We start from the raw sequence: 24,609 nt of genomic DNA, 5'->3' as shown, positions 1-24,609 counted from the left end.
ATTCGGTTGGTATTATAACATATAAATACAACAAGTGTTGTTCAAACAACTGCTGTTGTATTGATACAGAAGGCTGAATGCCGTTTTTCCAAGAGGAGGAGAGAACCATGTCCGTTTCACAACCGTCGCAAACGATGGAGCAACAACTTTTTTTTGATGTTATTCGAGAACGCCGGTCGGTTCGTGGCTATGATCCCGAGGTCAAGATTTCGCGGGAGGAATTGACCGAAATATTGCAGCAAGCCACGCTGGCTCCCTCGGCCGCTAACCTGCAGCCGTGGCGGTTTCTCGTTATCGACTCGCCGGAGCTGAAGCAGAAGCTGCTTCCGATCGCATTCAACCAACAGCAAGTGGTCGAGGCTTCGGCTGTCATTGCCGTTCTTGGAGACCTCCAGAACATCCGGATGGCCGAGAAGATTTACGGGCAGACTGTCGATGCGGGTTTCATGCCTGCGGATACGGCAAAATCGTTTGTTGAGCGCTATACCGGCATGTATTCGAGCATGCCGCCCGAGGCCATTCGCCAAATCGTCTATACCGACGGCGGGCTAGTATCGATGCAACTCATGCTTGTCGCCCGCGCCAAAGGCTACGATACGGTACCGATGGCCGGTTACGACAAACAAAAGTTCACGGAAGCTTTCGGCATATCAGACCGGTATGCTCCGGTTATGCTGATCGCCATCGGCAAGGCGGCGAAGCCCGGTCATCCGACGGTGAGGCTGCCAATCGAGGATATAGCTTTCTTTAACGAAATGCCTAACGAATAAGAACATGCAAAAGACCTTCGCAGCCGCGTAAACAACGGCAAGCTAAGGTCTTTTACATTCTGCGCATCTAATTCCAACAAGGCGTTCATTTGTGAAATTCAAGCTCTTCCAAATTCCCTGACTCCCGGCGCCGCCAGCTCATGAATACCAAGGACAATGCAATTACCGTGAGGATCATCCCCAGCAAACGAAATCCCCCAAAGCTAAACTTATCTCCCATGACGATACCTATCAACAAAGAAGAGAGGATGGTTCCCAGGTATCTCGACGTCATAAATACTCCGGATGCTACACCGATCATTTCTTTTGGAGAACTTTTGAACAAGGCCGCTTGCATACCGACACTGTTCAACCCGTTGCTAATACCGAATGCTGCTAACGCCAAACACACACTGATAACCGGTGAAGATTCATTCAATGTCACGATCCACACGGACCCGAATATCATCAGCATTGCGGACACGAGCAACGCCGGTCTGGGTCCGGATTTATCGATCCATCGTCCTGCTATTGGAGAAGCAACGAGCGAGCATAAGCCTAAGCTTAACATGAGAATCCCTGTATGGAACTCGCTGACATGACGTACCGTTTGCAAATAGGAAGGAAGCCCAAAAAAGATCGAGTAAAAAAGTACATTAACGAGTATGAATTCGACATTGACCCAAGTGATCGCAGGATATTTGGCGAAGGTGCGCAAAGGAATAAAGGGTGACGGCGTTTTTAACTCATGTCGTATGAAAGCCACAAGTAGCACGAGGCCTATCAACCCGACAATGACATACCAAAATGAGACATGCCCAGATGATTTTGCCGACAGTAATCCAACGAGTAGGGCAACCAGCCCCACGGTGAAGAGCAGAACCCCTGACGCATCAATCAAATCCAACCATTTACGAAAGGACATGTTGCGTGCAACGGAGGCTGACGGTTCGTCCTTAGGAATCGTCCTCCAAGCAAATAGAAAGCTCGCCACCACGAACGGAATATTAACGAAGAAGATAGCGGGCCAATCCCACCAGTGAATCAAAACTCCGCCAATAAAGGGTCCGATGGCTGCCGCTCCGGATAGGAATATGGACAAAACGGACAGCGCAGTCGCTTGTTTCTCCGTAATATGAATTCGCACAATGGCCATTCCAACGGAAACCATCATGCTCGTTCCGATGGATTGCACAATGCGGAACACGATGAGCCACCCAAAGTTTGGTGATAGCGGAGCTAATAAGGAGGCAACGAAAGCTACAACAAGCCCGGTAAGAAATATCTTCTTGCGGCCGAATAAATCACTGGCCTTTCCCATGACAGGTTGAGCGATAGCACTCGCAATGTAGAAGGAAAAAATAATCCAGGAAACAACGGTAAAGTTAAGTTGGAATACATTTTGCAGCCTGGGAATAGCAACGGAAACCATCGAGGAATTTAATGGGTTCAGTAGTACCCCCAGTCCAACGGAAATCATCAACCACCTGCTGCGAGCATTCATTTTCGAGTCCCCCCAAAGTCTTTTGAAGATATCGTACTTGAATTCGGGTATTTACTCCAACGCATTTTATGTTATGATTTCATTGACACGAAGGAATGATGGAGGGTGCGAGATGGAACTTCTTCAACTGCAATATTTTCTCGCGGTAGCTCGATTGGAACATGTGACCGAAGCTGCACGAAGTCTGCACGTTACTCAATCGTCGCTAAGCAAAACGATTCAACGCCTGGAGGAGGATTTAGGGGTCCCTCTTTTCGATCGAACAGGGAGGAAGCTGCGATTGAATGAGTACGGAAGCAGATTTCTTCGCCGTGCGGAAAGGGCTTTATTTGAATTGGAACAGGGGAAGCAGGAGCTTAGCGATTTGTCCAGCCCGGAGCATGGCACAATCGAATTGGCGGTGACCAATGCAAGCAAGCTGCCCAATATTCTTCGAGAGTTTCGGAAAAAGCATCCCCATATCCAATTTCACGTGCAAATGCTGACCACGCAGGAAATGGTTACGCTTCTTCATCGAGGAGAGGTCGATTTCTGCTTGTCCTCGCCTCCTGTACAAGGGGATGACATTGAATGTCAAATCGTGTACTATGATCCCATTCTTGTTGCTGTTCCAAAGGGGCACCGGCTGGCAGACCGAAGCAGCGTATGCTTGACGGAACTTAAGGATGAATGGTTTGTCGGTGTAAAGAGAGGGTACCGTACTCGCGATTTAGTGGACTCCGTATGCCAATCGGCTGGATTTGTGCCCAAATATGTGTATGAGGGAAATGAGCCTGCAAGGCTAAGCGCTCTTGTGGAAGCAGAGATTGGCATAGGCTTCATACCAAGCACGGCAAGGAATCCACGGGAAGATATTCGCTATCTTCAGGTAGAGGATCACGAATTGGTACGGGAGATCGCTTTATTATGGCGCAAGAGCCGGTATATTTCGCGGGCTGCTCTGGAATTCCGCGAGGTCGTTGTACAATATTTTGAGGCGCTATCCCAACAGACCATTTAATTATACTGCACAACGAACCGAAGACCTGAACCGATGACTCAGCCAGGTCTTCATTCGCCGTTTATGTTAGGTATGCTTTTTAATAAAATACAGAAGTGTTTGTCCAAGAGATGTAAGTATTACTCCTTTACTGTCGCACTTTTTACATGGTGTTCCTTCCGATTCACCTTTCCCATTGCATTCAGGGCAGGTTATTTCCAAATCATCCATGCTAATCATATAATCAGCTCCCTTTATTTTCTTGTTTAAAGTCTTCCTTTGCAAAATGGTCCGCTCAAGCTCTTTAGCCAATATATCCTCCACTTGCGCTGTCGTCAAGCGGGCGACGTTTTCTTGCAAGCGATAGATAGTATTTACAAAAGAATCAACTATTTTAATACACAGAGGAGAAGCTGTCATGACGGAAAATAGCAACGCGTTTCATCCACCCTATGTCGTACGTTTTCCATTTGAAAAATCGCTCGGGCTACGTTATGCATTGATTGACGTTAATGGAAATCTTGTTCGCGAGCCGAATTTGCTTAAAGTACATAATTTCACTCCAAATGGTAAAGAGGGCTACATTACTGCTGCTCAAGACTTAAACGAAAAATGGGGGTATCTGGATCAAAACGGCAGATGGTTGATCGAGCCGACTTTGGAGGATGCGCGTATTTTTGGCGAGGAGGGCATGGCCAGATTCAAAAAAGAAGGTCTATGGGGCTATGTAGACTTAAACGGGGAGATCAAAATCCAACCGCAGTTTGAGGATGCGCTGCCATTTAACGCAGGCTTGGCGGCGGTTCGATTGCACAATGGTTATGCTTATATCGATTGTACGGGACAAGTCGTTATCGAAGGGCCTTTTGAAGGGGCAGGCTTCTTTTCGCCGATCGGTCTAGCTGCTGTGAAAAAGCAGGGGAGCTCCTCTTGTGGGATTATCAATACGAAAGGCGAAATGGGGATTCCCCCACAATTTGCGGATGTCAGCATGTATACGAGCGATGGCATAGCCCCTGCAAGGAAAGGTAAACTATGGGGATTGATCGATACGCAAGGCGAATGGATCGTGCAGCCGACCTATTCACGTATCGAAGAGTTCAACGAAGACGGGCTCGCTTTTTTCAGTGATTATTCCGATATGATGAACATAAAAAAGGGCTATCTCAATACAAATGGCGATGTGGTCATCGAGGGAATGTCGATTTCGGACCAAATGGTGTGCGGACTGGCAAAACAAGATGTGCCTTATGGCGGAGGTATCGGCTTCTTCGACCGTACCGGTACGATGGTGATCCCGCCACAGTACGCTTGGGCCGATCCTTTTCATAAGTGTGGCGCCAGCGTCGTTCTTCGCAAGGATAAATGGGGGATTCTTACGATGGACGGCCAGTTCCGGGAGATGCCTTACTTGGAGCCGCTGACGGATCATGAAGGCTGGGTGATGGGCTTTTATAGCGGCAAGGGAATGGCTCCGTTTCTTATCCGGAAGGGCGAAGTCGTCTACGTGGACGCAGCTGGAAGGGAAGTTTGCAGACTGCGGGTAGAGGAGACGGGGAATCCGCAGGAGCATTTATTGCAACTATTCAACGCTGAGGGAAGAATCGCATGGCAAAACGAAGGAGAGCGGGATACATTTTTGGTGGAGAGTCCGTTTTTGCGCAAGCAGCCTGCCCAGCATTTTGAGGATAACCAGTATTGGGAGGGAGATCTTACGGCTGCCGCACAAGCACTCTTGGATGCGGAACCTAGAGATTTTTATCCCTATGACTGGTATGAACGGGATGTGTACGATCTATCGGAAGAAGATGAAGATGAGATCGACGAGCATAAAAAAAGAGGCGCGATGGAGGTCCTGGCAGGCACCTATGTAAGCGAGGAGCATTACGGGCATTACCCTTTTCTCGGAGAATGGGAAAGAAGTGCGTTTGAACAGTATTTTTCAGTGATCGCTGAGCGTCTTTCCGATTCTTTTGGCGACCCGCTGCCCGATGCGTCTATCATGCTGCGCTGGGGTGATAACAACCTTAGCAAGGTATGGGAAGTGAACGGCAAGTATCTGGTGCTGGAATGGTTCACTCAATATGGCGATGGCGATTTTGTCCACCGGCTGTGGCTTGCTTCAGGATACAGAGAGGACTTGGAATACGATGAGGAGGATGACGAGCACGAATACGGGTCAAACGAGGAAGGAACCGAAGAAAATGACAAGACATTCGATCTCGATCAGTTCGAGAGGCTGGTGAAAGCGGCTCAGGCTCATATGGATGAGGAGGGGCACGAGGAAGTTCTCGATTTGGTGTTCCAAATGGAGGAGCTCGCCTCAGATTCCACGGATGTGGATGTCACGCATATGAGCTGGATCTATGACTGTAAGCGGCATGCGCTGTATAAATTGGGTCGAGTAGAAGAAGCACTCGAGACCTGCCGCGAAGCGATTGCCTATATCTCCCCGAGGATGTTGTTCAACTACCGGCCGGAGCCTCGCCAAACGCTGCGCGCTTGCCATAATATGCTCGCACAGGAGCTCATGGAGCACGCCACAACCAAAGAAGAATGTCTGACAGCCTGGGAACATGTAAAGGCTTGCTTCCAAGCGGTGGAACCGAATGAGGGTGAAGCGGTATTTGAATATTTCTATGACACCCGAGCGCTTGTGCTGCTGAAGCTGAGTGAGTTTGATCCCACTGAGAAAGCGAAGGCATTTGCTTTTCTTCAGCGGATGCAGACCATCGGGTCACCGTATCTGAGAGACGAGCCTCGACTGGCTAAAACGATAAACTCGGCAGAGTATCAGGTATTTGTGAAAAGCAGCCATGAAGTCGATCGAGAGTATGTACAGGCACCTGCACTGGAAACTGCCATGGAGGCAGTGACCCGGTACCACAAGGCATACGAAACATTTAGCCAATTCAACTCGCAAGTGGAAAAGGAATTCGGGCCCATTCTCTCCCTTTCGTTTAGGGAAGACATGATTGCGAAGGCCGAAGAGGAATTAGGGTTTGCCTTGCCGGATGCACTACGTCAATTCATGCTGGTGTCTGGCCTTGTACAAGAGATATATCCGGAACTTGTGCCTCCTATGGAAATTCAAGGGATGTTTTCACTAATCAGTGATGTGTGGGGAGTGCGCCGGGAGTTCGAGGAGCGTTTGACGCAGAAAGAATTGTACTGGCTGGAGGTTCATTGTCAGATCTGCGGCTTGTCGCAGATGGACGACCATAGTCAAGAGTATATGTACTTTACTCCAGGAAAAGGGTTCGGCACCTTTATCTACACTCGGGATGATTGGGATAAGTTTGAAGCGGATGTGCTCAGACCGCTGCTGGCGCAAGAGATTCCCGTTGAGACGTTTGACCAGATGTATTCCCGAAAGGTGACCGATCAGATTAAGCGGATGATTGAGGCTAGCAGAAACTCCAGCGCAATGCTCTGATCGTATCCCCTGCGGAAGTTATGGACTGGCTTAAAATTATGGGTCTGCCTGCGGATGATCGGAACGGCAAATCGTCGCCGAGTATTTGGAATGGACTTATCCGTCAGACAAGGTGGAAATCCGGCAGGGCGGCCGATTTGGCAAGGTACTGATTCGATTGCAGGATCAGAACATGTACACCGGAGAAAGTCTGTAAACCGACAAAACCCTCAATCCAAAAGGAAAGAGGGTCTAGTCGTTATTCTGTATTTTTATTAGGTTGCTGTAATGGCGCTGAGAGACGAATAAGTGATAGTTGCCGTCGTTCCGATAGAGATTACAACACCAGAGACGATGACCTGCACCGTATACGTATGCGTGCCTGGAGTAATCGCGCCGTTGAAGAACGAAATTGGAATGGTGCGAGTAAGACTGAACGCGCCAAGAAGCGTAATGGCAAGCAGATCGGAGCTGGATGTCGTTGCTACGGTTGCGCCATCCTGAAGCAAGTTGACCGTAATCGTCGGGTTCAAAGCAACAGTAAGCACAGAAGTAAAACTAATGTTGACCGTAACTGCACCTTCAACGACAATGTGAGGTGTTGCGGCGGTGACAGGGACAGAAAGGGTTAGTGCGGTAACTGCCGTGCCTGCGGTGGTAATGGAAAGAGGCACTGTTCCTTGCGTGCCTGTGGCAGCAGAACCGGCTCCAGTGGGTCCGGTTTGCCCAGTGGGTCCGGTTTGCCCAGTGGGTCCCGTAGGCCCAGTGAGTCCCGTAGGCCCAGTGGGCCCCGTTGGACCAGTGGGTCCCGTTGGACCAGTGGGTCCCGTTGGACCAGTGGGTCCCGTTGGACCAGTTGGGCCAGTGAGGCCTGTCAAACCAGTTAATCCTGTTTCACCCATTGGTGATTCTCCTCCTTTCAAAGGATATACTAGATTATATGCTAACTCATTAAGAGAGCCACGGTATTTGCTGCTGATTCATCCGTGCATTTTCTTGGAATCCGGAAATCATCCTGTGGGCAGACAAATTGCCATTTACAATTATTGAATTTTCATAGAGAACATATATTCTGATATCTCTTAATCTCAGGATATTCAAGTAGAGAGCGAATGTATGGATTGGTGACATGTGGTAAGTTCGCACCGATGTGCCGGTCTTGATTTCCTGGGTACGTGCTATCCACTTACTGCCGATTTGCGCGATATGGAGGACTCCTGAAGAGGACACTATAAGACTGAAACGCTGGGCCAATCGTCGCTTCGTACGGATGGGGCGCTGCCTTTGGTTAACCCGGTAACGATTATGAAAGCGTATGAAGGAAAAATCCATTTTGCAAGCCCTAGATCCTTGTAATACAAGGGTCTTTTTTGTTTTAGGGATAAACTTTACGTCGCAAAACTGTGACACAAAGTTTATCCCATTCGATTACAACGGCACAAAGATTCTCCCTTTTGGAACCCCCCCTGATGCAGAGCGTGTACTTTGTTCATCGTGACGATTTGGAAAGCTTATTGCAAATAAACCGGCTATATTTTTTTTGCATAGTTTCTATGCACAATATATATTTCACGATCGGAACGACGGCATGTAAAAATAAAGTAAACCGCAATTTGCAGCGGCACTACTGTCGGAGGGATACGATATGAATCAAACCGGAAACGCTCAAGTCAAGAACCGGCATCAGGCGCTGGGTTTATCGGACCAGCAGGTTCTTGAAATGTATCAGCATATGGTTTTGGCGCGAAAAGTAGATGAACGGATGTGGCTTCTCAATCGTGCGGGAAAGATCCCTTTTCTCGTTTCTTGCCAAGGTCATGAAGCGGCACAGGTGGGAGCGGCTTATGCGCTAGATCGAACGAAAGATTTTCTTTGTCCGTATTATCGGGACATGGGAATGGTCATTGTTTTCGGGATGACGGCAAAGGAATTGATGCTTTCCGCTTTTGCCAAGGCGGGAGATCCGAACAGCGGCGGACGCCAAATGCCAGGGCATTATGGGAGTAAACGGCTGAATATTCTTTCGGGGTCCAGCGTCGTAACGAGTCAAGTGCCGCATGCTGTTGGAATCGCTTTATCTGGAAGGATCGAGGGGCAAAAACTTGTCGTGTTAACGGCCTTTGGGGAAGGGGCCAGCAATCAAGGGGAGTTTCACGAAGCGGCGAACTTTGCGGGGGTGCACAAGCTTCCTGTCATTTTCTTCTGCGAGAATAACAAGTATGCCATTTCTGTCCCCTATTCCAAGCAGGTGGCTTGCGAAAGTATCGCGGATCGGGCAAAAGGTTACGGGTTTCCCGGCATCAGTGTGGATGGCAATGATCCTTTAGAAGTGTATAAGGTTACGAAAGAGGCGGCCGATCGGGCAAAAAGAGGAGAAGGGCCAACGCTTATCGAGGTGGTCGTCTATCGTTTAGTTCCTCATTCAAGCGACGACGATGATCGAACCTACCGTTCCCGTGAAGAAGTGGAAGCAGCCAGGAAGAAGGATCCGCTCGTATCCTTCAGCCATTATCTTAAAGATTTGGGGATATTGGATGAACCTCATGAGAAGGAAATCCATGACCAGGTGCTCATGGAAGTCGATGAGGCCACGGAATATGCGGAGAATGCCCCGGATTCGGCTCCGGAAGATGCCCTTAAGCACGTTTATGCAGAATAGGGGGAGTGAGACATGGCCGTCATTTCTTATCTTGATGCAGTGACCCAAGCTCTTCGGGAAGAAATGCAGCGAGATCAAAGGGTATTCGTCTTAGGAGAAGACATCGGGGTACGCGGGGGCGTATTTCGGGTTACCCAGGGATTTTATGAGGAATTTGGAGAACAACGGGTTATCGATACGCCGCTATCGGAAGCGGCCATTGCAGGCGTATCGGTTGGGGCAGCCGCTTATGGCTTGAGGCCTGTAGCCGAAATTCAGTTTGCCGAGTATATCATGCCTGCCGTAAACCAAATTGTGAATGAAGCCGCCAAAATGAGATACCGCTCGAACGGAGATTGGACCTGTCCCCTGGTCATTCGTGCCCCTTATGGAGGGGGAGTTCACGGCGCCCTCTATCATTCGCAAAGCGTCGAAGCCATGTTTTGCAACATTCCCGGGTTGAAAGTGGTCACACCCTCCACGCCTTATGATGTCAAAGGACTGTTAAAAGCAGCCATCCGCGATGAAAATCCCGTGCTTTTCTTTGAACATAAGCGATGCTACCGATCGATCAAAGGAGAAGTGCCGGACTCGGACTACATCGTTTCCATCGGGAAGTCGGATATTAAGCGGCATGGAGAAGACCTCACGGTAATTTCTTACGGACTTGCTTTGCATTTTGCGTTGGAAGCGGCGGAAAAACTTTCCCGGGAAGGATGTAGCGCTCACATTCTGGACTTGCGTACCCTCTATCCTCTGGATAAGGAATCGATTGTAGAGGCTGCCCGTAAAACCGGTAAAGTGTTAATTGTTCATGAAGATAACAAAGAGGGAGGCGTCGGGGCTGAAGTCGCGGCTGTGCTCGCCGAGGAATGCCTTTTCGAATTGGATGCTCCGATCAAACGCCTATGCGGTCCGGACGTCCCCGCCATGCCGTACAGCAATCCAATGGAGAAATTCTTCATGCTCAACCCGGATAAAGTATATCGGGCCATGAAAGAATTGGCCGAATTTTGATCCGATCGGGAGGAGAATATGGCCGAGAACATCGTTATGCCCCAGCTAGGGGAAAGTGTGACGGAAGGAACCATCTTCAAGTGGCTCGTCAACATCGGGGATCAAGTGAAAAAATACGATCCCGTCTGCGAAGTGATTACCGATAAAGTGAATGCGGAGGTTCCTTCTACTTTCAGCGGCACGATATCCGAAATTGTCGTTCAAGAAGGCGAAACGGTAGCGGTAGGAACTTTGATTTGCCGTATCTCGGTGGATGGTCAAGCGATTACGCCGATTGAATCCAAGCCGTCCGCCGCCGCACAAGATCAGGGAGCCGCTGATGTGACAACGCAAGCAGCCATGAACCCGCGCTATTCGCCGGCCGTGCTTAAACTCGCGCAAGAAAACAACCTGGATCTTTCCCGTATGGAAGGCTCGGGCGCTGCCGGACGCATCACCAGAAAAGACATCTTGGACATATTGCAAGGAAAGAGGCAGGCCGTGACCACTGTTCCAAAAGCAGAATCTCCGTCTAAGATTGCGTCCCAACCGGTACAATCGGTACAATCAGCCCGCGACATTCCGAAGCCGTCCGTTCCGGTTGATACACTGTCTGCCGTCCATTCTCCGCTTAATCAAGCCGACGAGACGATCCCAGTTACCGCCATCCGCAAGACGATTGCCGAACGAATGGTAAAGAGCAAACAGGATATCCCCCACGCCTGGCTTACAGTTGAATGCGATGTTACCAATCTGGTGCGTTATCGGGACCGGATCAAAGAAGAGTTTAAGCAAAAAGAAGGCATCCATTTAACTTATTTGCCGTTTTTTATCAAATCGGTTGTAGAAGCCTTGAAGGAATTCCCCACCTTGAATTCGCAGTGGGCGGATGATCATATTCTCGTCAAAAAAGCGGTTCATATCTCGATGGCCGTCGCCACCGATCATGCGCTATTCGTTCCCGTCATTAAGAACGCCGACCAAAAAAGCATTTTCGGTCTTGCCAAAGCCATAGATGAATTGGTCAAGAAGGCGAGGGAGGGCAGGCTAGCGTTAGAGGATATCACCGGCGGAACGTTTACCGTCAATAACACGGGCTCTTTTGGCTCCATTCTTTCAGCACCCATCATCAATCCTCCGCAAGTAGCCATTCTAACTGTCGAAGCCATCGTAAAACGTCCGATCGTCATCGATAATATGATTGCCGTTCGCGATATGATGAACATCTGTCTTTCCTTGGATCACCGGGTTTTGGACGGTCTGGTGTGCGGCCGCTTCTTGAAGAGCGTCAAGCAAAAGATTGAAGGCTACGGTACGGACACCGGACTCTATTAACAATTCAGCATGTTTAAGTTAGGGGCGATGAAATCATGCACTTTGATTTAACCGAAGAACAAGCGTTGATCAAGAAGATGATGCGTGATTTTGCGGAAGGCGAGGTGGCTCCGGGGGCAGATGAACGGGATCGTACAAAGCAATTTCCTGAGCCTGTTTTCGATAAATTATCGAAGCTGGGAGTCATGGGTCTGCCTTTTCCCGAACAATACGGCGGCGGGGGAGCGGATACCATAAGCTTTGCTATCGCGGTAGAAGAATTAAGTCGGGTATGCGCCTCCACAGGTATCACGTATTCCGCCCATATTTCGTTAGGCGGGGCGCCCATCCATTTATTCGGAACGGATGAGCAAAAGGAAAATTACTTAATCCCCCTTTGTACAGGAGAATACTTGGGCGCGTTCGGGCTGACGGAACCGAACGCAGGTTCCGATGCAGGCGGAACCCAAACGACAGCGAAGCGGCATGAGGATCAGTGGATCATTTCCGGTTCGAAATGCTTTATTACCAACGCAAGCTATGCCGAGAACTTGGCGCTCACGGCTGTAACGGATCGCTCCAAAGGAACGGATGGAATTAGCGCGTTTATCGTACCTACAGATGCGCCAGGCTTTACGGTCACCAGCAATTACGAAAAGATGGGTCTTCACGCCTCGAATACAACGGAGCTGGTTTTGGATAGTGTAGCCGTTCCCGAAGAAAACCTCTTGGGGAAAGAAGGAAACGGATTTAAGCAATTCTTAGCTACGCTTGACGGAGGAAGAATCGGCATTGGGGCCATGGCCGTCGGGATCGCTCAAGGGGCTTATGAAAAATCGCTCCAATATGTGAAAGTAAGAAAACAATTTGGCCAGAGCTTATCTGCCTTTCAAGCCATCCAATTTAAACTGGCCGACATGGCCATGACGATTGAAGTAGCACGCAACATGGTGTATAAAGCGGCCTGGCTGAAGGATCAAGGAAGAGGCTTTAAGAAGGAAGCGGCGATGGCCAAATTATTTGCTTCGGAAATGTGCATGAAGGTGTGCGATCAGGCCGTTCAGATCCATGGCGGCTATGGGTACATGAAGGAGTATCAGGTGGAGCGGTTTTTCCGGGACGCCAAGCTTTTAGAGATCGGGGAAGGTACTTCGGAAATCCAACGAATGGTGATTGCACGCCAGATCGGCTGTTAAAGGGGATGGATTCTATGTTCAAGAAGATTCTAATCGCCAACCGGGGGGAAATTGCCTCCCGGGTGATCCGTACTTGCAAATCGCTGGGCATTGCCACCGCCTGCATCTACTCGGAAGCGGATAAGGAAGCCCCTCATGTCAAGATGGCGGATGAGGCATACGAGGTGGGAGGTCCCAAAGTAGCGGAGAGCTACTTGAATATCGACAAAATTTTGGAGATCGCCCGTCTCTCCAAAGCGGACGCGATTCACCCCGGCTATGGCCTTCTCTCGGAAAATGCCGAATTTGCCCGCCGCTGCGAGGAAGCCGGTATCGTATTCATCGGTCCGTCGGCGGATGTCATCTCCCGCATGGGCAGTAAAATTGAAGCCCGGAATATCATGGAAAAGGCCGGTGTGCCTGTCGTCCCCGGCATTTCCTATCCATTAGCGGATGCGGAAGAAGCGGCGCGGGCCGCCGATCGTATCGGCTATCCGGTCATGCTTAAGGCTTCAGCCGGCGGCGGCGGGATCGGCATGCAGATCGTTCACAGCGAAGCGGAAATTCACAAAGCGTTTGAAGGGAACCGGAAACGCGCCTCTGATTTCTTCGGGGACGGGGCCATGTATATCGAGAAGGTTGTGGAAAATCCCCGGCATATCGAAATTCAGATTTTGGCCGATTCCTATGGGAATACCGTTTATTTATGGGAACGGGAATGTTCCATTCAACGCCGCCATCAAAAAGTAGTGGAGGAAGCCCCTTCTACCTATCTGGATGAACTGACACGCGGCAAAATGGGAGAAGCGGCGGTAAGGGCGGCTAAATCTATCGGATACCGGAATGCAGGAACCATCGAGTTTTTGGTAGACGAGAACAAAAATTTCTATTTCCTTGAAATGAATACTCGTCTACAGGTCGAGCATACGATTACAGAAGAGATTACCGGCTTGGACTTGGTTGAAGAGCAGCTGCGCATTGCAGCCGGACATTCCTTGAATTTTGGCCAATCCGATGTGAAACGAGACGGTCATGCGATTGAAGTGCGGATTTACGCGGAAGATCCGAAGACGTTCTTCCCATCCCCGGGAACAATTACGAAGTTTGCCATACCCGAAGGAGCGGGAATCCGCCATGAGCTGGCTGTACATGAAGGCTCCGTGGTTACGCCTTTCTATGATCCGATGATTGCCAAGCTTGTGGTCAAAGGGAAGGATCGCGACGAGGCGATGGACCGGCTTCAAGAGGCGTTAGCCCATTATCACGTTCAGGGAATCAAAACAAACATCCCGATGCTGCAAGAAGTCATCGCGCATCCCGCATTCCGTTCAGGCGATACGACAACAGGTTTCGTCGCTAAGTATTTACGATCGTAAAACAGGAGGTCATTCAGGTGGGCAAAATCGTGGCATTTATGGCGGGGAATGTGTATAAAGTTTTGGTCAAGCCCGGGGATCAAGTCGAAGCGGGACAAGATGTGGCCATTTTGGAATCGATGAAAATGGAGATCCCGGTCACGATCAGTTCCGGCGGGACGGTAAAAGAAGTAAAAGTAAGCGAAGGCGACTTTGTGGATGAAGGGGATCTATTGATCGAGCTGGATTAAACGAATGCTGGGGGTTGGGGAGATGAACTGGCCGGCGAATGTAACGATCAAAGAGGTTGGTCCGAGGGATGGATTACAGAATGAGAAGGCCTTTGTTTCCACAGACGATAAAATAGCCTGGATCAACCAATTGTCCGGCACCGGAATGAAGTCCATTGAAATCACTTCGTTTGTGAATCCCAAGTGGATCCCGGCGCTGGCAGATGCCGCTGAAGTTGCGAAAGGAATCGAACGGATGCCTGGCATCATTTATTCGGCTCTCGTTCCGAATCGTCAAGGCTTGGAGCGGGCGTTGGAAGCCGATGTGGATGAAGTGGCCGTCTTTATGTCTGCCAGTGAAACCCATAATCACAAGAACATCAACAAGTCGATTAGCGCTACTTTTCCTATCTTAAGAGAAGTGGCGCAAGAAGCTCTTTCCGCAGGAAAGTCGGTCCGCGGTTATGTATCGACCGTCTTTGGTTGTCCCTATGAAGGTCCGATCTCCGTCGACGAGGTGATCCGGGTATCGGAAGCTTTGTTCGACATGGGGATTGGCGAGCTATCTCTCGGGGATACGATCGGCATTGCCAATCCCAAGCAGGTGCAAGGTGTATTGGATATTCTTTTAAAGCGTTTTGATGCCCGGAAACTGGCTCTGCACTTTCACGATACGCGCGGGGCGGCTCTGGCTAATATTCTGGTGTCTATGGACATGGGGATCACGACGTTTGATGCCTCCGTAGGCGGTTTGGGCGGATGCCCGTATGCGCCCGGGGCCTCGGGCAATGTGGCTTCGGAAGATTTGCTCTACATGCTGGATGCGATGGGGATTCAAACGGGGGTCAATCCGGAAAAGCTGCTCGACGCGGCCCGTTTTATTCAGGGAAAGATCGGAAGAGCTTTGCCAAGCCGTAATCTTAAGGTCGGCAGCTCGAACGAAAACGGATAAGCGGGCGTAGGGTTCGGTTTAGGGAAGGAGGGGGACTATGGAAAAAACTGTATTGTCCACCAGCATCGGAAACGGAATTGTGCTCATCACTTTAAACCGACCGGAAGCCGCCAATGCGCTGTCGATCAAGATGCTGGAAGAATTGCGGGCTGCGGCTGCGGCATGTAAATTTGACCGGTCTGTTCGCTGTATCGTGATCACCGGGGCTGGAGAGAAGGCCTTTTGCGCAGGCGCCGATTTAAAAGAGCGCGCAGGTATGGACATGAACCAGGTGCGCAGGACGGTTGCTTTGATTCGCGAGAGCATCAATGCTTTAGAAGCGTTGCCCCAACCGGTCATTGCCGCGGTGAACGGAGCCGCTTTTGGCGGGGGAACGGAATTGGCGTTGGCCTGCGACATTCGGATCGCCTCCGAGACGGCAACCTTTGCCCTTACGGAGACTTCGCTCGGAATTATTCCCGGCGCAGGCGGAACGCAGCGGCTGCCGAGGCTGATCGGGAAGGGGCGCGCCAAAGAGCTCATTTTCACGGCAAGAAAAATCGATGCCGAAGAGGCAAGGGGCATGGGGCTGGTAGAATATGTGACACCGCCCGAATCCCTTCTCGATAAAGCGCTGGAAATCGCAGGCCGCATTGTCCGCAATGCACCTGTCGCCGTGGCGCAGGCCAAGTTCGCCATCGATAAGGGGCTTAATATGGATCTGGGCACCGGCCTTGCGATTGAACAAAATGCCTATGAAGTCACGATTCCGACAAAGGATCGCCTGGAAGGACTGGAGGCGTTTAAAAATAAGCGTCCCCCCATTTTTAAAGGCGAGTAACAAGCATTTCGAAGATAAGGAGGAGTAGGGATGTCTATGGAAATCAATCCGGGGGAGCTGCAGGAACGTATTTCACGGGTCCTCCAAGGGGGGGCGCAGGCTTATCATCAAAAGAATGCGGCGCAAGGAAAACGATTTGTCCGCGACCGCTTGAAGCTATTGTTTGATCCGGGCTTCGAGCTGGAGGATGCGTTATTTGCCAACTGCGCGGCGGAAGATCTTCCGGCGGATGGCGTGGTTACGGCGATTGGGAGGATTAACGGGAGAATCGTTTGTGCAATGGCCAATGATTCCACCGTCAAAGCTGGTTCTTGGGGATCTCGTACGGTAGAGAAGATCATTCGAATCCAAGAGACGGCCGACAAAATGAGAGTGCCGCTGATTTACCTTGTGGATTCAGCAGGTGCCCGCATAACGGACCAGGTCGAGATGTTCCCCGGTCGGCGCGGGGCGGGCCGTATTTTTTACAATCAGGTCAAATTATCAGGAAAAATTCCCCAAATCTGCCTGCTCTTCGGTCCTTCGGCTGCAGGCGGGGCCTACATTCCGGCATTTTGTGATATCGTGATTATGGTGGATGGCAATGCATCCATGTATCTCGGTTCCCCGAGGATGGCGGAGATGGTTATCGGAGAAAAGGTTACGTTGGAAGAAATGGGCGGCGCGCGCATGCATTGCTCGGTATCCGGCTGCGGTGATGTGCTGGCCCAAAACGAAGAAGAAGCCATTGCGATGGCACGGCAATATCTGTCCTATTTTCCCGCCAATTTTTCCGAAAAACCGCCGATTATGGAAGCAAAGATACCGCAATCCTTTGAGAAATCATTGGAAGAGCTCATCCCGTCCAATCAGAATGCCCCGTTCAATATGTATGACCTGATTGACCGGATTATTGACGAGGGGTCATTCTTTGAGATCAAGAAGCTGTTTGCCGGCGAACTGATTACGGGATTGGCCCGAATGAACGGAAAACCGGTCGGGATCGTTGCCAACCAACCGCGAATTAAAGGTGGCGTGCTGTTTCACGATTCGGCGGATAAGGCAGCCCGATTCATTACCCTTTGCGATGCGTTTCATATTCCGCTTCTGTTTCTCGCCGACGTCCCCGGTTTTATGATCGGCACCAAGGTGGAGCGGGCAGGAATTATCCGACATGGCGCGAAAATGATTTCCGCCATGTCCGAAGCGAGCGTCCCTAAAATCTCGGTGATCGTCCGTAAAGCCTACGGAGCGGGCCTCTATGCGATGGCCGGTCCTGCGTTTGAACCGGATTGCTGTCTCGCCTTGCCTACGGCTCAAATTGCGGTGATGGGACCGGAAGCTGCGGTCAATGCCGTCTATGCCAATAAAATTGCTCAACTGCCTGAAAACGACCGGGCCTCTTTTATCGAACAAAAGCGGGAGGAATATAAGCAGGATATCGATATTTACCGGCTGGCCTCCGAAATGATTATCGACGGGATTATTCCGGCCAATTCGCTGCGCGACGAGTTAGTGAACCGATTCGAGGCTTATTCATCCAAGGTTCTCGTCTTCTCCGAGCGAAAGCACCCGGTATATCCGGTTTAATTCGCGGCATTTCCGAACAGTACCAAGCGTTTAGAAGCGCTTCGGTGCTGTTTTTTGCGTGCACGGCATATCATAATCTTGTACCGGAGGAGGAATGGTTTGGAGACCGCTTTGCCTATAGGGGAAGGAGGCAGACCCGGATCGGATGGATATTAGACAGCTTCAATATTTTGCAGAGGTGGCCAAGCATAAAAATTTTACAAAAGCTTCGCAGGTCCTGTTTGTTTCTCAGCCATCTATCAGCAAGATGATCAAAAGCCTCGAAGATGAATTGGGCGTTACTTTGCTTGACCGTTCCGAGAGGGAGGTTGTACTCACGGATACAGGAAAGCTGGTTAATGAGAAAGCTTTGAACATTTTGCAGCTGCTGAAGGAGCTATCTTCTTCTGTTAATGAGCTCGTTCAAGTACAAAGAGGAAGCGTGAAAATGGGAATCATGCCTACGATCAGCGCGTTGCTGTTCCCGAAAATCATTGCCGGATTCAAGGAGAGATATCCCGGGATTGAGATTCAAATGGTAGAATACAGCGCGAAACAGGTAGAGATGCAGATGGAGCAAGGAAATATCGATTTTGGGGTCACGGTGCTCCCGGTGAACACGCGGCGGTATGAAACCGTTTCCTTGTTATCTGAAGAGCTTGTTGTCATTGTAAGCCGTCAGCACTGGCTTGCCGGAAGAACGTCCGTCAGTTTAGCCGAATTAAAGAATGAACCGTTTATTCTGTTCACCAAGGAGTTCGCCCTTCATGACGTGGTTTGGCAAGCATGCTTGCAGGCCGGGTTCGAACCCGAGGTGGCTCATATGACCTCCCTGTGGGATTTCTGCTGCGAGATGGTGGCGTCTCAATTAGGAATTTCATTAATCCCCCGATCGATGGCGAACCGTTTGCATCATCTTGCCGTTCATCCCGTTTCGATTTCCCATCCGCAGATGGCTTGGGAGTTGGCGCTTATTTATCCTCGGGATAAATATCTTTCTTATGCATCCCGGGAGTTTATTGCCTATATCCAGGCCAATCCGCCAAATCAGCCGGGTGCCGTCTAAAGAATATGTATTATCCGGAAAAAGACAGCGATACAGGGAAAACTCCCGTTACAACAATCTAGTTCAGCAACCTTAGTGAGATTAAAAAAAGTTTACATAATAATTATTATGTAAACTAATATAACTATTGAAACAATCGTTGTCGGAAAGGGTCCCGAGGCCGGAGTGGTGGAGTGGTGGAGGAAGTACTTTAGAGATATAATCATCCCCTAAAGCTGGAGATTAGGGGATTCTTGTGACCAGATACGACAATGTTTACCAAATTCACAAACGATGTCGACGGTACGGCGTACGAAGTAATGCCGACTTGCCCTCCGCCGACGCGTCCTTTGCGCGAAGTCGGCCAAGGGAAGAACGTAATGACCGTCCTCGGGCTGCCCGCTTCGTTGCACGTGATCGACAGAATCATAAGGAGAATCCGCGTAACTTCAGAGATTCTTTAGATTTTCCCCAACGAAATCTTCATATGTTTTTCTTATGCTGAAAGCTAAGACCGATTTTTAGCAGATAACCAGGAGGTTGCAGATGAACAAGGTCACCGTATTGGTTGTGGATGACGACTCCGAAATTAGGGACTTTATACGTATCTTTTTGTGTAATGAAGGATATCATGTGCTGGAAGCGGAGAATGGCTTGCAGGCATTGGAGATTATCAAGACATCATCCGTGCAATTGATCATTCTGGATGTGATGATGGCCCATATGGATGGAATCAGGGCGTGCCTGAAAATCAGAGAAATCTCGAAGATCCCCATTATCATGCTGTCTGCCAAGGAAGAAGACATTGATATTATAACCGGGCTGACTACCGGAGCGGATGACTATATGACCAAGCCGTTTAGTCTCCTGGAATTGGCGGCCCGGGTCAAGGCGCAACTACGCCGGCAAAGCTACTCCGTCAAGAAGCCAGAGGAAGACGTCATTGCCGTCGGAGACTTAATCATAGATAGGGCGATGCACCAAGTAACCGTAAAGGGAAAGGAAATATCCCTGACACCTCTTGAATTTTCCATACTCGAACTGATGGCAAGCCATCGCGGACATGTGTTCAGCGTGGATAAAATTTACGAGCGGGTTTGGAAAGAGTCTTCCAGAATCTCGGATAATACGGTTGTAGTTCATATCCGAAACCTCCGGGAGAAAATTGAAGTGAACCCGCGGGAACCCCGGTACGTCAAGACAGTCTGGGGAGTGGGATACAAAATTGAAAAATAAACTCCTTTCTCTGATTTCCGGAAAACGAAGCATTCGTGTGCGCATGTTCTGGTCGTTTAGCCTAAGCTTAATCATTGCGATGAACGTATCGTCCATACTCAACGAATCTTTGTTAAATCGTCTTCTTGCCGCTAGACACTTTCCCTATTTATCAATCCTGCTATATGGCGTATTATCTTTCATTTCGTTTATCGTCCTCTTTATTTTGAGCTTTTCCCTTATGACCCGGCGCATCGTACAATATTTGCTTAGTCTGGGGGAAGGACTTGATTGTATCGCCGGGGGAAATCTGCGCCATCGCGTTCCGCTCATAAGGAAAGACGAACTGGGCAAGGTTGCGGAAAACATTAACACGATGGCCGAAAAACTGGAACGCCAAATCGCAAAGGAACGGCAAATCGAAAAGTCCAAAATGGACTTGATTACAGGCGTATCCCACGATTTACGGACGCCCCTTACCAACATTATTGGATATCTGGAATTGTTGAAAAACAGAGTCTATCGCAATAAGCAGGAGCAGGAACGTTTCGTCGACATCACCTACAATAAAGCCATGCAACTGAAGAACCTCATTGATGACTTATTTGAGTACACGCGTCTCACAACCAGTGACGCCAAGCTTGTAATGGGCCAGTTCGATGTGCGGGAACTACTCACGCAGATTGTAGCCGAATTTCAGCCCTTCGCTAAAGAACTTGGGGTCACTGTGGAGACGTATTTGGCGTTCAAGTCTATGCCGATACCTATGGATCCGGGAAAAATAAGGAGAGCCATCGACAACCTTCTGATGAATGCTTTGAAGTTCTCCGTGAAGCCGGGAGTTGTTCGCGTTTCATTGGAAGCACGCTCCCTTTTTGTTGCCATCAAGATCGAGAATGAAGGAACTCCGATATCGAAGGAACAGGAGGAGCTGCTATTTGAGCGGTTTTATAAAGCCGATCACTCGCGAACGGCCCATGCGATCCAGGCCGGTTCAGGATTAGGACTATCCATTGCCAAGAATATCGTCGAACGGCACAACGGCACCTTAAGCCTGGTTCATTCATCGGGACATTATGCTTTCATCATTGAACTTCCCATATCCAACCCCGCACAAAATTATTAGTTGTTCACCTTGAAATTCACTTCCGGGTACTTGGCGGCCAAATCTTGCAGCGCAGAATCGTTCTTCCCTTTTAAATACCGATTGAAGAAGGCAACACTGAATTCGTTCACGATGCGGTGATCCCGTCGCGGGTCTGCACCGCTGAGGCCTAGCAGCGGAGAGAATAACGCAAGATCGGAGTAGCTTGCATGCTTTGAACCCGGAATAAGGATCGATAACCCTCCGCCTGCTAAAGCATTGTGCGATTTTTGTATATATTCTTTTCTCGGGGCTTCGAATTCTTCTCTGCTTATCCCGCCTAACTGTTTAGCGACATCATCGTAAGAAGTCATCACCTTGCTGTACGTCTCGTCTGAATACATCATGAAGAACGGCTTTCCGAATCCTTTATCCGAAACTGGCGGACCATAAAACCCTCCATCCATACTAAGGGCAGCCTTCACACGTGAATCATTCTTTAACATTTGCATCGTAACGGCTCCACCGAATGAATGTCCGAGCATACCGATTCGATCGATATCGATTTTACCAGTAAAACGGCCTTCAGGATCGTTCCGATTAAGCTTCTCCACTTGATCAAGCACAAAGGTAGCATCATCGGTCCAAAGCGGTATATGCTGATCGTACTGGGCATTGGAAGTCAGATTGCGGCTCACTTTGCTCACGGTTACCTTTCCGTCAGGATATACGGATGCAGCAGCTTCATAGGCATAATCGATGCCCAGAACAATATAGCCGTGGCTTGCAAGCTCCTCTATCTGGAACATATTTTGATTGCGATATCCGTTCATCCCGTGTGAAAAAATCAAAACCGGATAACGGCTTTCTGAATCCGAAAGCTTGGCTTCCAACAAAGCATGCGTTTTGATCATCCCAAGATGGCTAAACGTAAAAGCTGGAAGGTCCATCATTTTGGATGATATGGCTTCTGTCATTTGCGACGCGTTCAGGAGATAGGGGCTCCTCTTTTCCCCGCCTCCTTGGGCGGCTGGATACCAAATTTGCGCCATCAGCTCGCGCCTATCGGCAGGGTTATCCGAATATGTTTCTCTCCGCTCATCGTCAACCCAATGATAAACCGTCGTTCCGACCGCATAGGGTCCCGTCGGTTCATCAAACGAGAATACCGGCAACACCGCAGACGGCGCAACCGAGACCAACAAATATACGGTCAATAGCACCGCTTGAACCGTAACCGCAATCCGGCTTCTGTTGCCCTCCTTCCGCTTGCCTATGAAGAAATAAACCGCCAATAAGAGTGGCGTCAAGTAGGCTGGAACCATCTCCCACCGTCCACCTTCCAAGACAATCTGCACAATTTCCAAACTGAAGGCGATCCCTAAAGGGATGAGCAATCCCCGGCCACCTTTCTTGTTCGCGATTACCGCCCAGTACAACAGGCCAAAATTAACCACGATCAGGCTTATTTCCCAAAACCTCATGCCGATCTTCCTCCCTTTGCTATAAATACGAACCTGTTCCAGCTTACAAAAAAATTATAAAGATGAAAGGGGGAATTTCATAAATTTCTTATGAATGTCGTGGGAGAATGTCCTTCCGTTATAAGGTGTGGAAACGAGGCAAATATCATCGTTAAGAACAAATAAATAGTCAGAATCCATTTGCGAATAACACAGCTTTTTTGCCGTTCTCGCGCAATTGGCAATTTCATCGGCGTTTGCCGGCGAATCAAAATATTTCAAAAAAATCCTGCCATGCCAAATCTTTTTAGTTACATGCTCGTTATACTAGCCGAAGCATGCTCAACGCACGCGAACACCGAGCAAGCCGGTTATTTTTGGAGGAGGGCGGGAGCCTGTGCAAATTCGGATTACCAACTTGGGGAAAACATACGGCGCCTTGCATGCGATAAGCGGGGTCACCTTAACGATACAAACGGGCATATTCGGGCTGCTCGGTCCGAATGGGGCGGGGAAAACGACGCTCTCGCCACCGTGCTGCCGAAGCGTGGAGATCGGCGACTACAAGCTAGGGCGGGACAATCAGGCGATTCGGGGCGGTGCTCGGGTACTTGCCGCAGGAGTTCGGTTTATACGGCAACTTATCCGGTTATGAGTACCTCGATTATGTGGCGCTGATGAAAGGAATAACGAATTCGCGCAAGCGGAGAGAGGAGGTTGTTTCGCTGCTGGAACAAGTGAATATGACCGATAAAGCGAAGAAGCGGATGGGGAGCTATTCCGGTGGCATGAAGCAGCGGATCGGAATCACTCAAGCGATGCTCGGATCGCCGAAGTTGATTATCGTCGACGAACCGACGGCAGGACCCCATAAAAGGAAGGGGCGGAAGGAGGCCACGTAGAATGAAAGAGAATAGATGTTTATTATCTCCGCAGCAGAGCGGCCGCAACGTTTCTTTATTTCGGTATCCCCGTTATCGCCGCGCCGTTTTACCCGGGTTATAGCTTTATAAGGAATACCGCAAGCGATCTCGGCTCCAATCATGCCGTCTACCCGTTGCCGGTCAACGCGGCGATTATTTTGCTCGGTATCGCGACTCTTATTGCTGCATTCGGTTTTTTGCATGCGTTCCTGCGTCTTGGAACCCGCCCATTTTTGGCGTGGATCGCATCGATCGCCGTTTGTTCAAACGGACTCGGCACCTTATTATCGGGAATATTCCCGAGTCCCGACCCGAGACATAGCGGAGGAATGTGGGGGATCGGCACGTTCCTGCTTCCGCTTATTTTTGCCATCGCATTGTGGAAACAAAGCGATTCGCGGCTTTTGAAAGGCTACCTCGTCGCCAACATCTTGTTGTTTGCGGCTATGATCCCGATCATAAGCGGAATGGTGGAAATCGACAAATCTATGATCAGGGGACTTCTGCAACGAATACTGGCATTTACGGCTTACACCCCGATCGGAGTAGGTGCCTATATGCTCCGAAAGCGGATTCGATCGAAACGGCAAGCCGATACAGACAGTCTCGAGAAATAAGAGCCAAAGAAATGAGCCGGGAGAAGGGAGGGATGCCTATGATTTCCGACGAGGAATTGTTGAACCAGATCACGGATGGGTACGCCTTATCATTTGGTAAGCCTTCAATGACTGTTCACGCAAGGCATTCATTCGCGACTAGGTATCACCAAGAAAACAATGATGTCCCTAAACTAAAAATACAATTAGGTCATAATTCAGTTCAAACTACAATGATATATACTCATCTGACCAATGCTGAGATGAAAGAAGCATTAAATAGGATGGACTCATAGAATGTATTATTATTGACTTTTAAGGGCTTTATGCAACGTAAATTGATTCATTCGCATACCTGCGCTACAGTAATGGTGAAGGGGCTGAATCTGTTGGCCACCGCCGAACTTCTAGGGCACGGAGATCACAGTGACACAAAGCTTCACTTTACAATGAAGTGATCTCTGATCTCTAACCGCTAGCAAAACATTGATTTTTGTTTATAAAAAGGGATAATCTTTGTGACACAAATAGGAGTATGTTTAGACGAGTTTACATAATAATTATTATGTAAACTTTTATTAATAATAACATATTCACAAAACCCGTAT

The 24,609-nt window shown here is 49.4% G+C and carries 22 protein-coding genes and 3 pseudogenes; 20 read left to right on the top strand and 5 right to left on the bottom strand.

What is annotated here, in order from left to right; all coding sequences use genetic code 11:
• The first annotated feature begins 107 nt into the window (after positions 1 to 107).
• Positions 108 to 770 carry a nitroreductase family protein gene (locus ET33_RS30460; RefSeq protein WP_036691108.1) on the top strand — a complete coding sequence of 221 codons (663 nt, stop codon included), beginning with the start codon at positions 108 to 110 and terminating at the stop codon, positions 768 to 770.
• Between the two features lie 85 nt (positions 771 to 855).
• On the opposite strand, the gene ET33_RS30455 is transcribed toward ET33_RS30460, so the two are convergent.
• The gene (locus ET33_RS30455; protein WP_036691105.1) at positions 856 to 2,253 is read right to left on the bottom strand and encodes an MFS transporter; all 1,398 of its coding nucleotides are present in this window, start codon (positions 2,251 to 2,253) and stop codon (positions 856 to 858) included.
• Between the two features lie 112 nt (positions 2,254 to 2,365).
• Between ET33_RS30455 and ET33_RS30450 the strand changes: the two genes are divergently transcribed.
• On the top strand, positions 2,366 to 3,253 hold the full coding sequence (locus ET33_RS30450; protein ID WP_036691103.1) for a LysR family transcriptional regulator: 888 nt from the start codon (positions 2,366 to 2,368) through the stop codon (positions 3,251 to 3,253).
• 66 nt (positions 3,254 to 3,319) lie between these two features.
• Here ET33_RS30450 and ET33_RS40730 read toward each other — a convergent pair whose 3' ends face one another.
• Positions 3,320 to 3,667 carry a hypothetical protein gene (locus ET33_RS40730; protein ID WP_407668123.1) on the bottom strand — a complete coding sequence of 116 codons (348 nt, stop codon included), beginning with the start codon at positions 3,665 to 3,667 and terminating at the stop codon, positions 3,320 to 3,322.
• On the opposite strand from ET33_RS40730, the gene ET33_RS40725 reads away from it, so the two are divergent.
• The gene (locus ET33_RS40725; protein WP_036691099.1) at positions 3,651 to 6,668 is read left to right on the top strand and encodes a WG repeat-containing protein; all 3,018 of its coding nucleotides are present in this window, start codon (positions 3,651 to 3,653) and stop codon (positions 6,666 to 6,668) included. The two genes, ET33_RS40730 and ET33_RS40725, sit on opposite strands and share 17 nt — an antisense overlap.
• A 14-nt stretch (positions 6,669 to 6,682) precedes the next feature.
• Positions 6,683 to 6,864: pseudogene (locus ET33_RS40510) on the top strand (SAM-dependent methyltransferase); the annotation flags it as partial.
• A gap of 58 nt (positions 6,865 to 6,922) precedes the next feature.
• On the opposite strand, the gene ET33_RS40050 reads toward ET33_RS40510, so the two are convergent.
• The gene (locus ET33_RS40050) at positions 6,923 to 7,180 is read right to left on the bottom strand and encodes a hypothetical protein (protein WP_179223959.1); all 258 of its coding nucleotides are present in this window, start codon (positions 7,178 to 7,180) and stop codon (positions 6,923 to 6,925) included.
• A gap of 1,112 nt (positions 7,181 to 8,292) precedes the next feature.
• On the opposite strand from ET33_RS40050, the gene ET33_RS30430 reads away from it, so the two are divergent.
• The 10 genes from ET33_RS30430 (at position 8,293) to ET33_RS30385 (ending at position 18,741) form a co-directional block, all read left to right on the top strand.
• Complete coding sequence (locus ET33_RS30430) at positions 8,293 to 9,306, top strand: thiamine pyrophosphate-dependent dehydrogenase E1 component subunit alpha (protein WP_036691097.1); 1,014 nt, start codon at positions 8,293 to 8,295, stop codon at positions 9,304 to 9,306.
• A 12-nt stretch (positions 9,307 to 9,318) separates the two neighbouring features.
• Positions 9,319 to 10,302: an alpha-ketoacid dehydrogenase subunit beta gene (locus ET33_RS30425; protein ID WP_036691095.1), complete on the top strand. Its 984-nt coding sequence runs from the start codon at positions 9,319 to 9,321 to the stop codon at positions 10,300 to 10,302.
• 18 nt (positions 10,303 to 10,320) lie between these two features.
• The gene (locus ET33_RS30420; RefSeq protein WP_036691093.1) at positions 10,321 to 11,616 is read left to right on the top strand and encodes a dihydrolipoamide acetyltransferase family protein; all 1,296 of its coding nucleotides are present in this window, start codon (positions 10,321 to 10,323) and stop codon (positions 11,614 to 11,616) included.
• A gap of 35 nt (positions 11,617 to 11,651) precedes the next feature.
• Positions 11,652 to 12,791, top strand: coding sequence for an acyl-CoA dehydrogenase (locus ET33_RS30415; protein WP_036691091.1), 1,140 nt, complete (start codon positions 11,652 to 11,654; stop codon positions 12,789 to 12,791).
• 14 nt (positions 12,792 to 12,805) lie between these two features.
• A complete protein-coding gene (locus tag ET33_RS30410; protein WP_036691088.1) occupies positions 12,806 to 14,146 on the top strand; it encodes an acetyl-CoA carboxylase biotin carboxylase subunit in 1,341 nt (446 codons plus the stop codon).
• A gap of 17 nt (positions 14,147 to 14,163) precedes the next feature.
• Positions 14,164 to 14,376, top strand: a complete 213-nt coding sequence (locus ET33_RS30405) for an acetyl-CoA carboxylase biotin carboxyl carrier protein subunit (RefSeq protein ID WP_036691085.1) — start codon at positions 14,164 to 14,166, stop codon at positions 14,374 to 14,376.
• Positions 14,377 to 14,398: 22 nt separating this feature from the next.
• On the top strand, positions 14,399 to 15,307 hold the full coding sequence (locus tag ET33_RS30400) for a hydroxymethylglutaryl-CoA lyase (RefSeq protein WP_036691082.1): 909 nt from the start codon (positions 14,399 to 14,401) through the stop codon (positions 15,305 to 15,307).
• A 37-nt stretch (positions 15,308 to 15,344) separates the two neighbouring features.
• The gene (locus tag ET33_RS30395; protein WP_036691079.1) at positions 15,345 to 16,127 is read left to right on the top strand and encodes an enoyl-CoA hydratase; all 783 of its coding nucleotides are present in this window, start codon (positions 15,345 to 15,347) and stop codon (positions 16,125 to 16,127) included.
• A 30-nt stretch (positions 16,128 to 16,157) separates the two neighbouring features.
• Positions 16,158 to 17,696 carry an acyl-CoA carboxylase subunit beta gene (locus ET33_RS30390; RefSeq protein ID WP_036691077.1) on the top strand — a complete coding sequence of 513 codons (1,539 nt, stop codon included), beginning with the start codon at positions 16,158 to 16,160 and terminating at the stop codon, positions 17,694 to 17,696.
• Between the two features lie 145 nt (positions 17,697 to 17,841).
• On the top strand, positions 17,842 to 18,741 hold the full coding sequence (locus ET33_RS30385; RefSeq protein ID WP_036691075.1) for a LysR family transcriptional regulator: 900 nt from the start codon (positions 17,842 to 17,844) through the stop codon (positions 18,739 to 18,741).
• A 277-nt stretch (positions 18,742 to 19,018) separates the two neighbouring features.
• Here ET33_RS30385 and ET33_RS38010 read toward each other — a convergent pair.
• Positions 19,019 to 19,129 (bottom strand): annotated as a pseudogene (locus tag ET33_RS38010) (ring-cleaving dioxygenase); the annotation flags it as partial.
• 137 nt (positions 19,130 to 19,266) lie between these two features.
• On the opposite strand from ET33_RS38010, the gene ET33_RS30375 reads away from it, so the two are divergent.
• Complete coding sequence (locus ET33_RS30375; protein WP_036691069.1) at positions 19,267 to 19,956, top strand: response regulator transcription factor; 690 nt, start codon at positions 19,267 to 19,269, stop codon at positions 19,954 to 19,956.
• The gene (locus tag ET33_RS30370; protein WP_036691066.1) at positions 19,946 to 21,061 is read left to right on the top strand and encodes a sensor histidine kinase; all 1,116 of its coding nucleotides are present in this window, start codon (positions 19,946 to 19,948) and stop codon (positions 21,059 to 21,061) included. The genes ET33_RS30375 and ET33_RS30370 overlap by 11 nt, the downstream gene beginning before the upstream one ends.
• Here the strand turns inward: ET33_RS30370 and ET33_RS30365 are convergent.
• Positions 21,058 to 22,503, bottom strand: a complete 1,446-nt coding sequence (locus tag ET33_RS30365) for an alpha/beta hydrolase family protein (RefSeq protein ID WP_036691063.1) — start codon at positions 22,501 to 22,503, stop codon at positions 21,058 to 21,060. The two genes, ET33_RS30370 and ET33_RS30365, sit on opposite strands and share 4 nt — an antisense overlap.
• Positions 22,504 to 22,879: 376 nt before the next feature.
• Between ET33_RS30365 and ET33_RS38705 the strand changes: the two genes are divergently transcribed.
• From ET33_RS38705 to ET33_RS30350, 4 genes and pseudogenes are all read left to right on the top strand, one after another.
• Positions 22,880 to 23,137 carry an ATP-binding cassette domain-containing protein gene (locus ET33_RS38705; protein ID WP_152570729.1) on the top strand — a complete coding sequence of 86 codons (258 nt, stop codon included), beginning with the start codon at positions 22,880 to 22,882 and terminating at the stop codon, positions 23,135 to 23,137.
• Complete coding sequence (locus tag ET33_RS36785; protein WP_051775836.1) at positions 23,082 to 23,384, top strand: ATP-binding cassette domain-containing protein; 303 nt, start codon at positions 23,082 to 23,084, stop codon at positions 23,382 to 23,384. Before ET33_RS38705 ends, ET33_RS36785 begins: the two co-directional genes overlap by 56 nt.
• Before the next feature lie 11 nt (positions 23,385 to 23,395).
• Positions 23,396 to 24,022, top strand: coding sequence for a DUF998 domain-containing protein (locus ET33_RS38005; RefSeq protein WP_081890571.1), 627 nt, complete (start codon positions 23,396 to 23,398; stop codon positions 24,020 to 24,022).
• Between the two features lie 80 nt (positions 24,023 to 24,102).
• Positions 24,103 to 24,297 (top strand): annotated as a pseudogene (locus ET33_RS30350) (tyrosine-type recombinase/integrase); the annotation flags it as partial.
• Positions 24,298 to 24,609: the final 312 nt, after the last annotated feature.

The sequence above is a fragment of the Paenibacillus tyrphae genome, from assembly GCF_000722545.1.
In the GTDB taxonomy this organism is placed as follows: Bacteria; Bacillota; Bacilli; order Paenibacillales; family NBRC-103111; genus Paenibacillus_G; species Paenibacillus_G tyrfis.
This window is presented reverse-complemented; position numbering and strand designations above follow the sequence as displayed.

Excerpts from the sequence above, each read along its gene's own strand:
- ET33_RS30460 (WP_036691108.1), top strand. The coding sequence starts at position 108 with ATGTCCGTTTCACAACCGTCGCAAACGATGGAGCAACAACTTTTTTTT.
- ET33_RS30455 (WP_036691105.1), bottom strand. The coding sequence starts at position 2,253 with ATGAATGCTCGCAGCAGGTGGTTGATGATTTCCGTTGGACTGGGGGTA.
- ET33_RS30450 (WP_036691103.1), top strand. The coding sequence starts at position 2,366 with ATGGAACTTCTTCAACTGCAATATTTTCTCGCGGTAGCTCGATTGGAA.
- ET33_RS40725 (WP_036691099.1), top strand. The coding sequence starts at position 3,651 with ATGACGGAAAATAGCAACGCGTTTCATCCACCCTATGTCGTACGTTTT.
- ET33_RS30430 (WP_036691097.1), top strand. The coding sequence starts at position 8,293 with ATGAATCAAACCGGAAACGCTCAAGTCAAGAACCGGCATCAGGCGCTG.
- ET33_RS30425 (WP_036691095.1), top strand. The coding sequence starts at position 9,319 with ATGGCCGTCATTTCTTATCTTGATGCAGTGACCCAAGCTCTTCGGGAA.
- ET33_RS30420 (WP_036691093.1), top strand. The coding sequence starts at position 10,321 with ATGGCCGAGAACATCGTTATGCCCCAGCTAGGGGAAAGTGTGACGGAA.
- ET33_RS30415 (WP_036691091.1), top strand. The coding sequence starts at position 11,652 with ATGCACTTTGATTTAACCGAAGAACAAGCGTTGATCAAGAAGATGATG.
- ET33_RS30410 (WP_036691088.1), top strand. The coding sequence starts at position 12,806 with ATGTTCAAGAAGATTCTAATCGCCAACCGGGGGGAAATTGCCTCCCGG.
- ET33_RS30400 (WP_036691082.1), top strand. The coding sequence starts at position 14,399 with ATGAACTGGCCGGCGAATGTAACGATCAAAGAGGTTGGTCCGAGGGAT.
- ET33_RS30395 (WP_036691079.1), top strand. The coding sequence starts at position 15,345 with ATGGAAAAAACTGTATTGTCCACCAGCATCGGAAACGGAATTGTGCTC.
- ET33_RS30390 (WP_036691077.1), top strand. The coding sequence starts at position 16,158 with ATGTCTATGGAAATCAATCCGGGGGAGCTGCAGGAACGTATTTCACGG.
- ET33_RS30385 (WP_036691075.1), top strand. The coding sequence starts at position 17,842 with ATGGATATTAGACAGCTTCAATATTTTGCAGAGGTGGCCAAGCATAAA.
- ET33_RS30375 (WP_036691069.1), top strand. The coding sequence starts at position 19,267 with ATGAACAAGGTCACCGTATTGGTTGTGGATGACGACTCCGAAATTAGG.
- ET33_RS30365 (WP_036691063.1), bottom strand. The coding sequence starts at position 22,503 with ATGAGGTTTTGGGAAATAAGCCTGATCGTGGTTAATTTTGGCCTGTTG.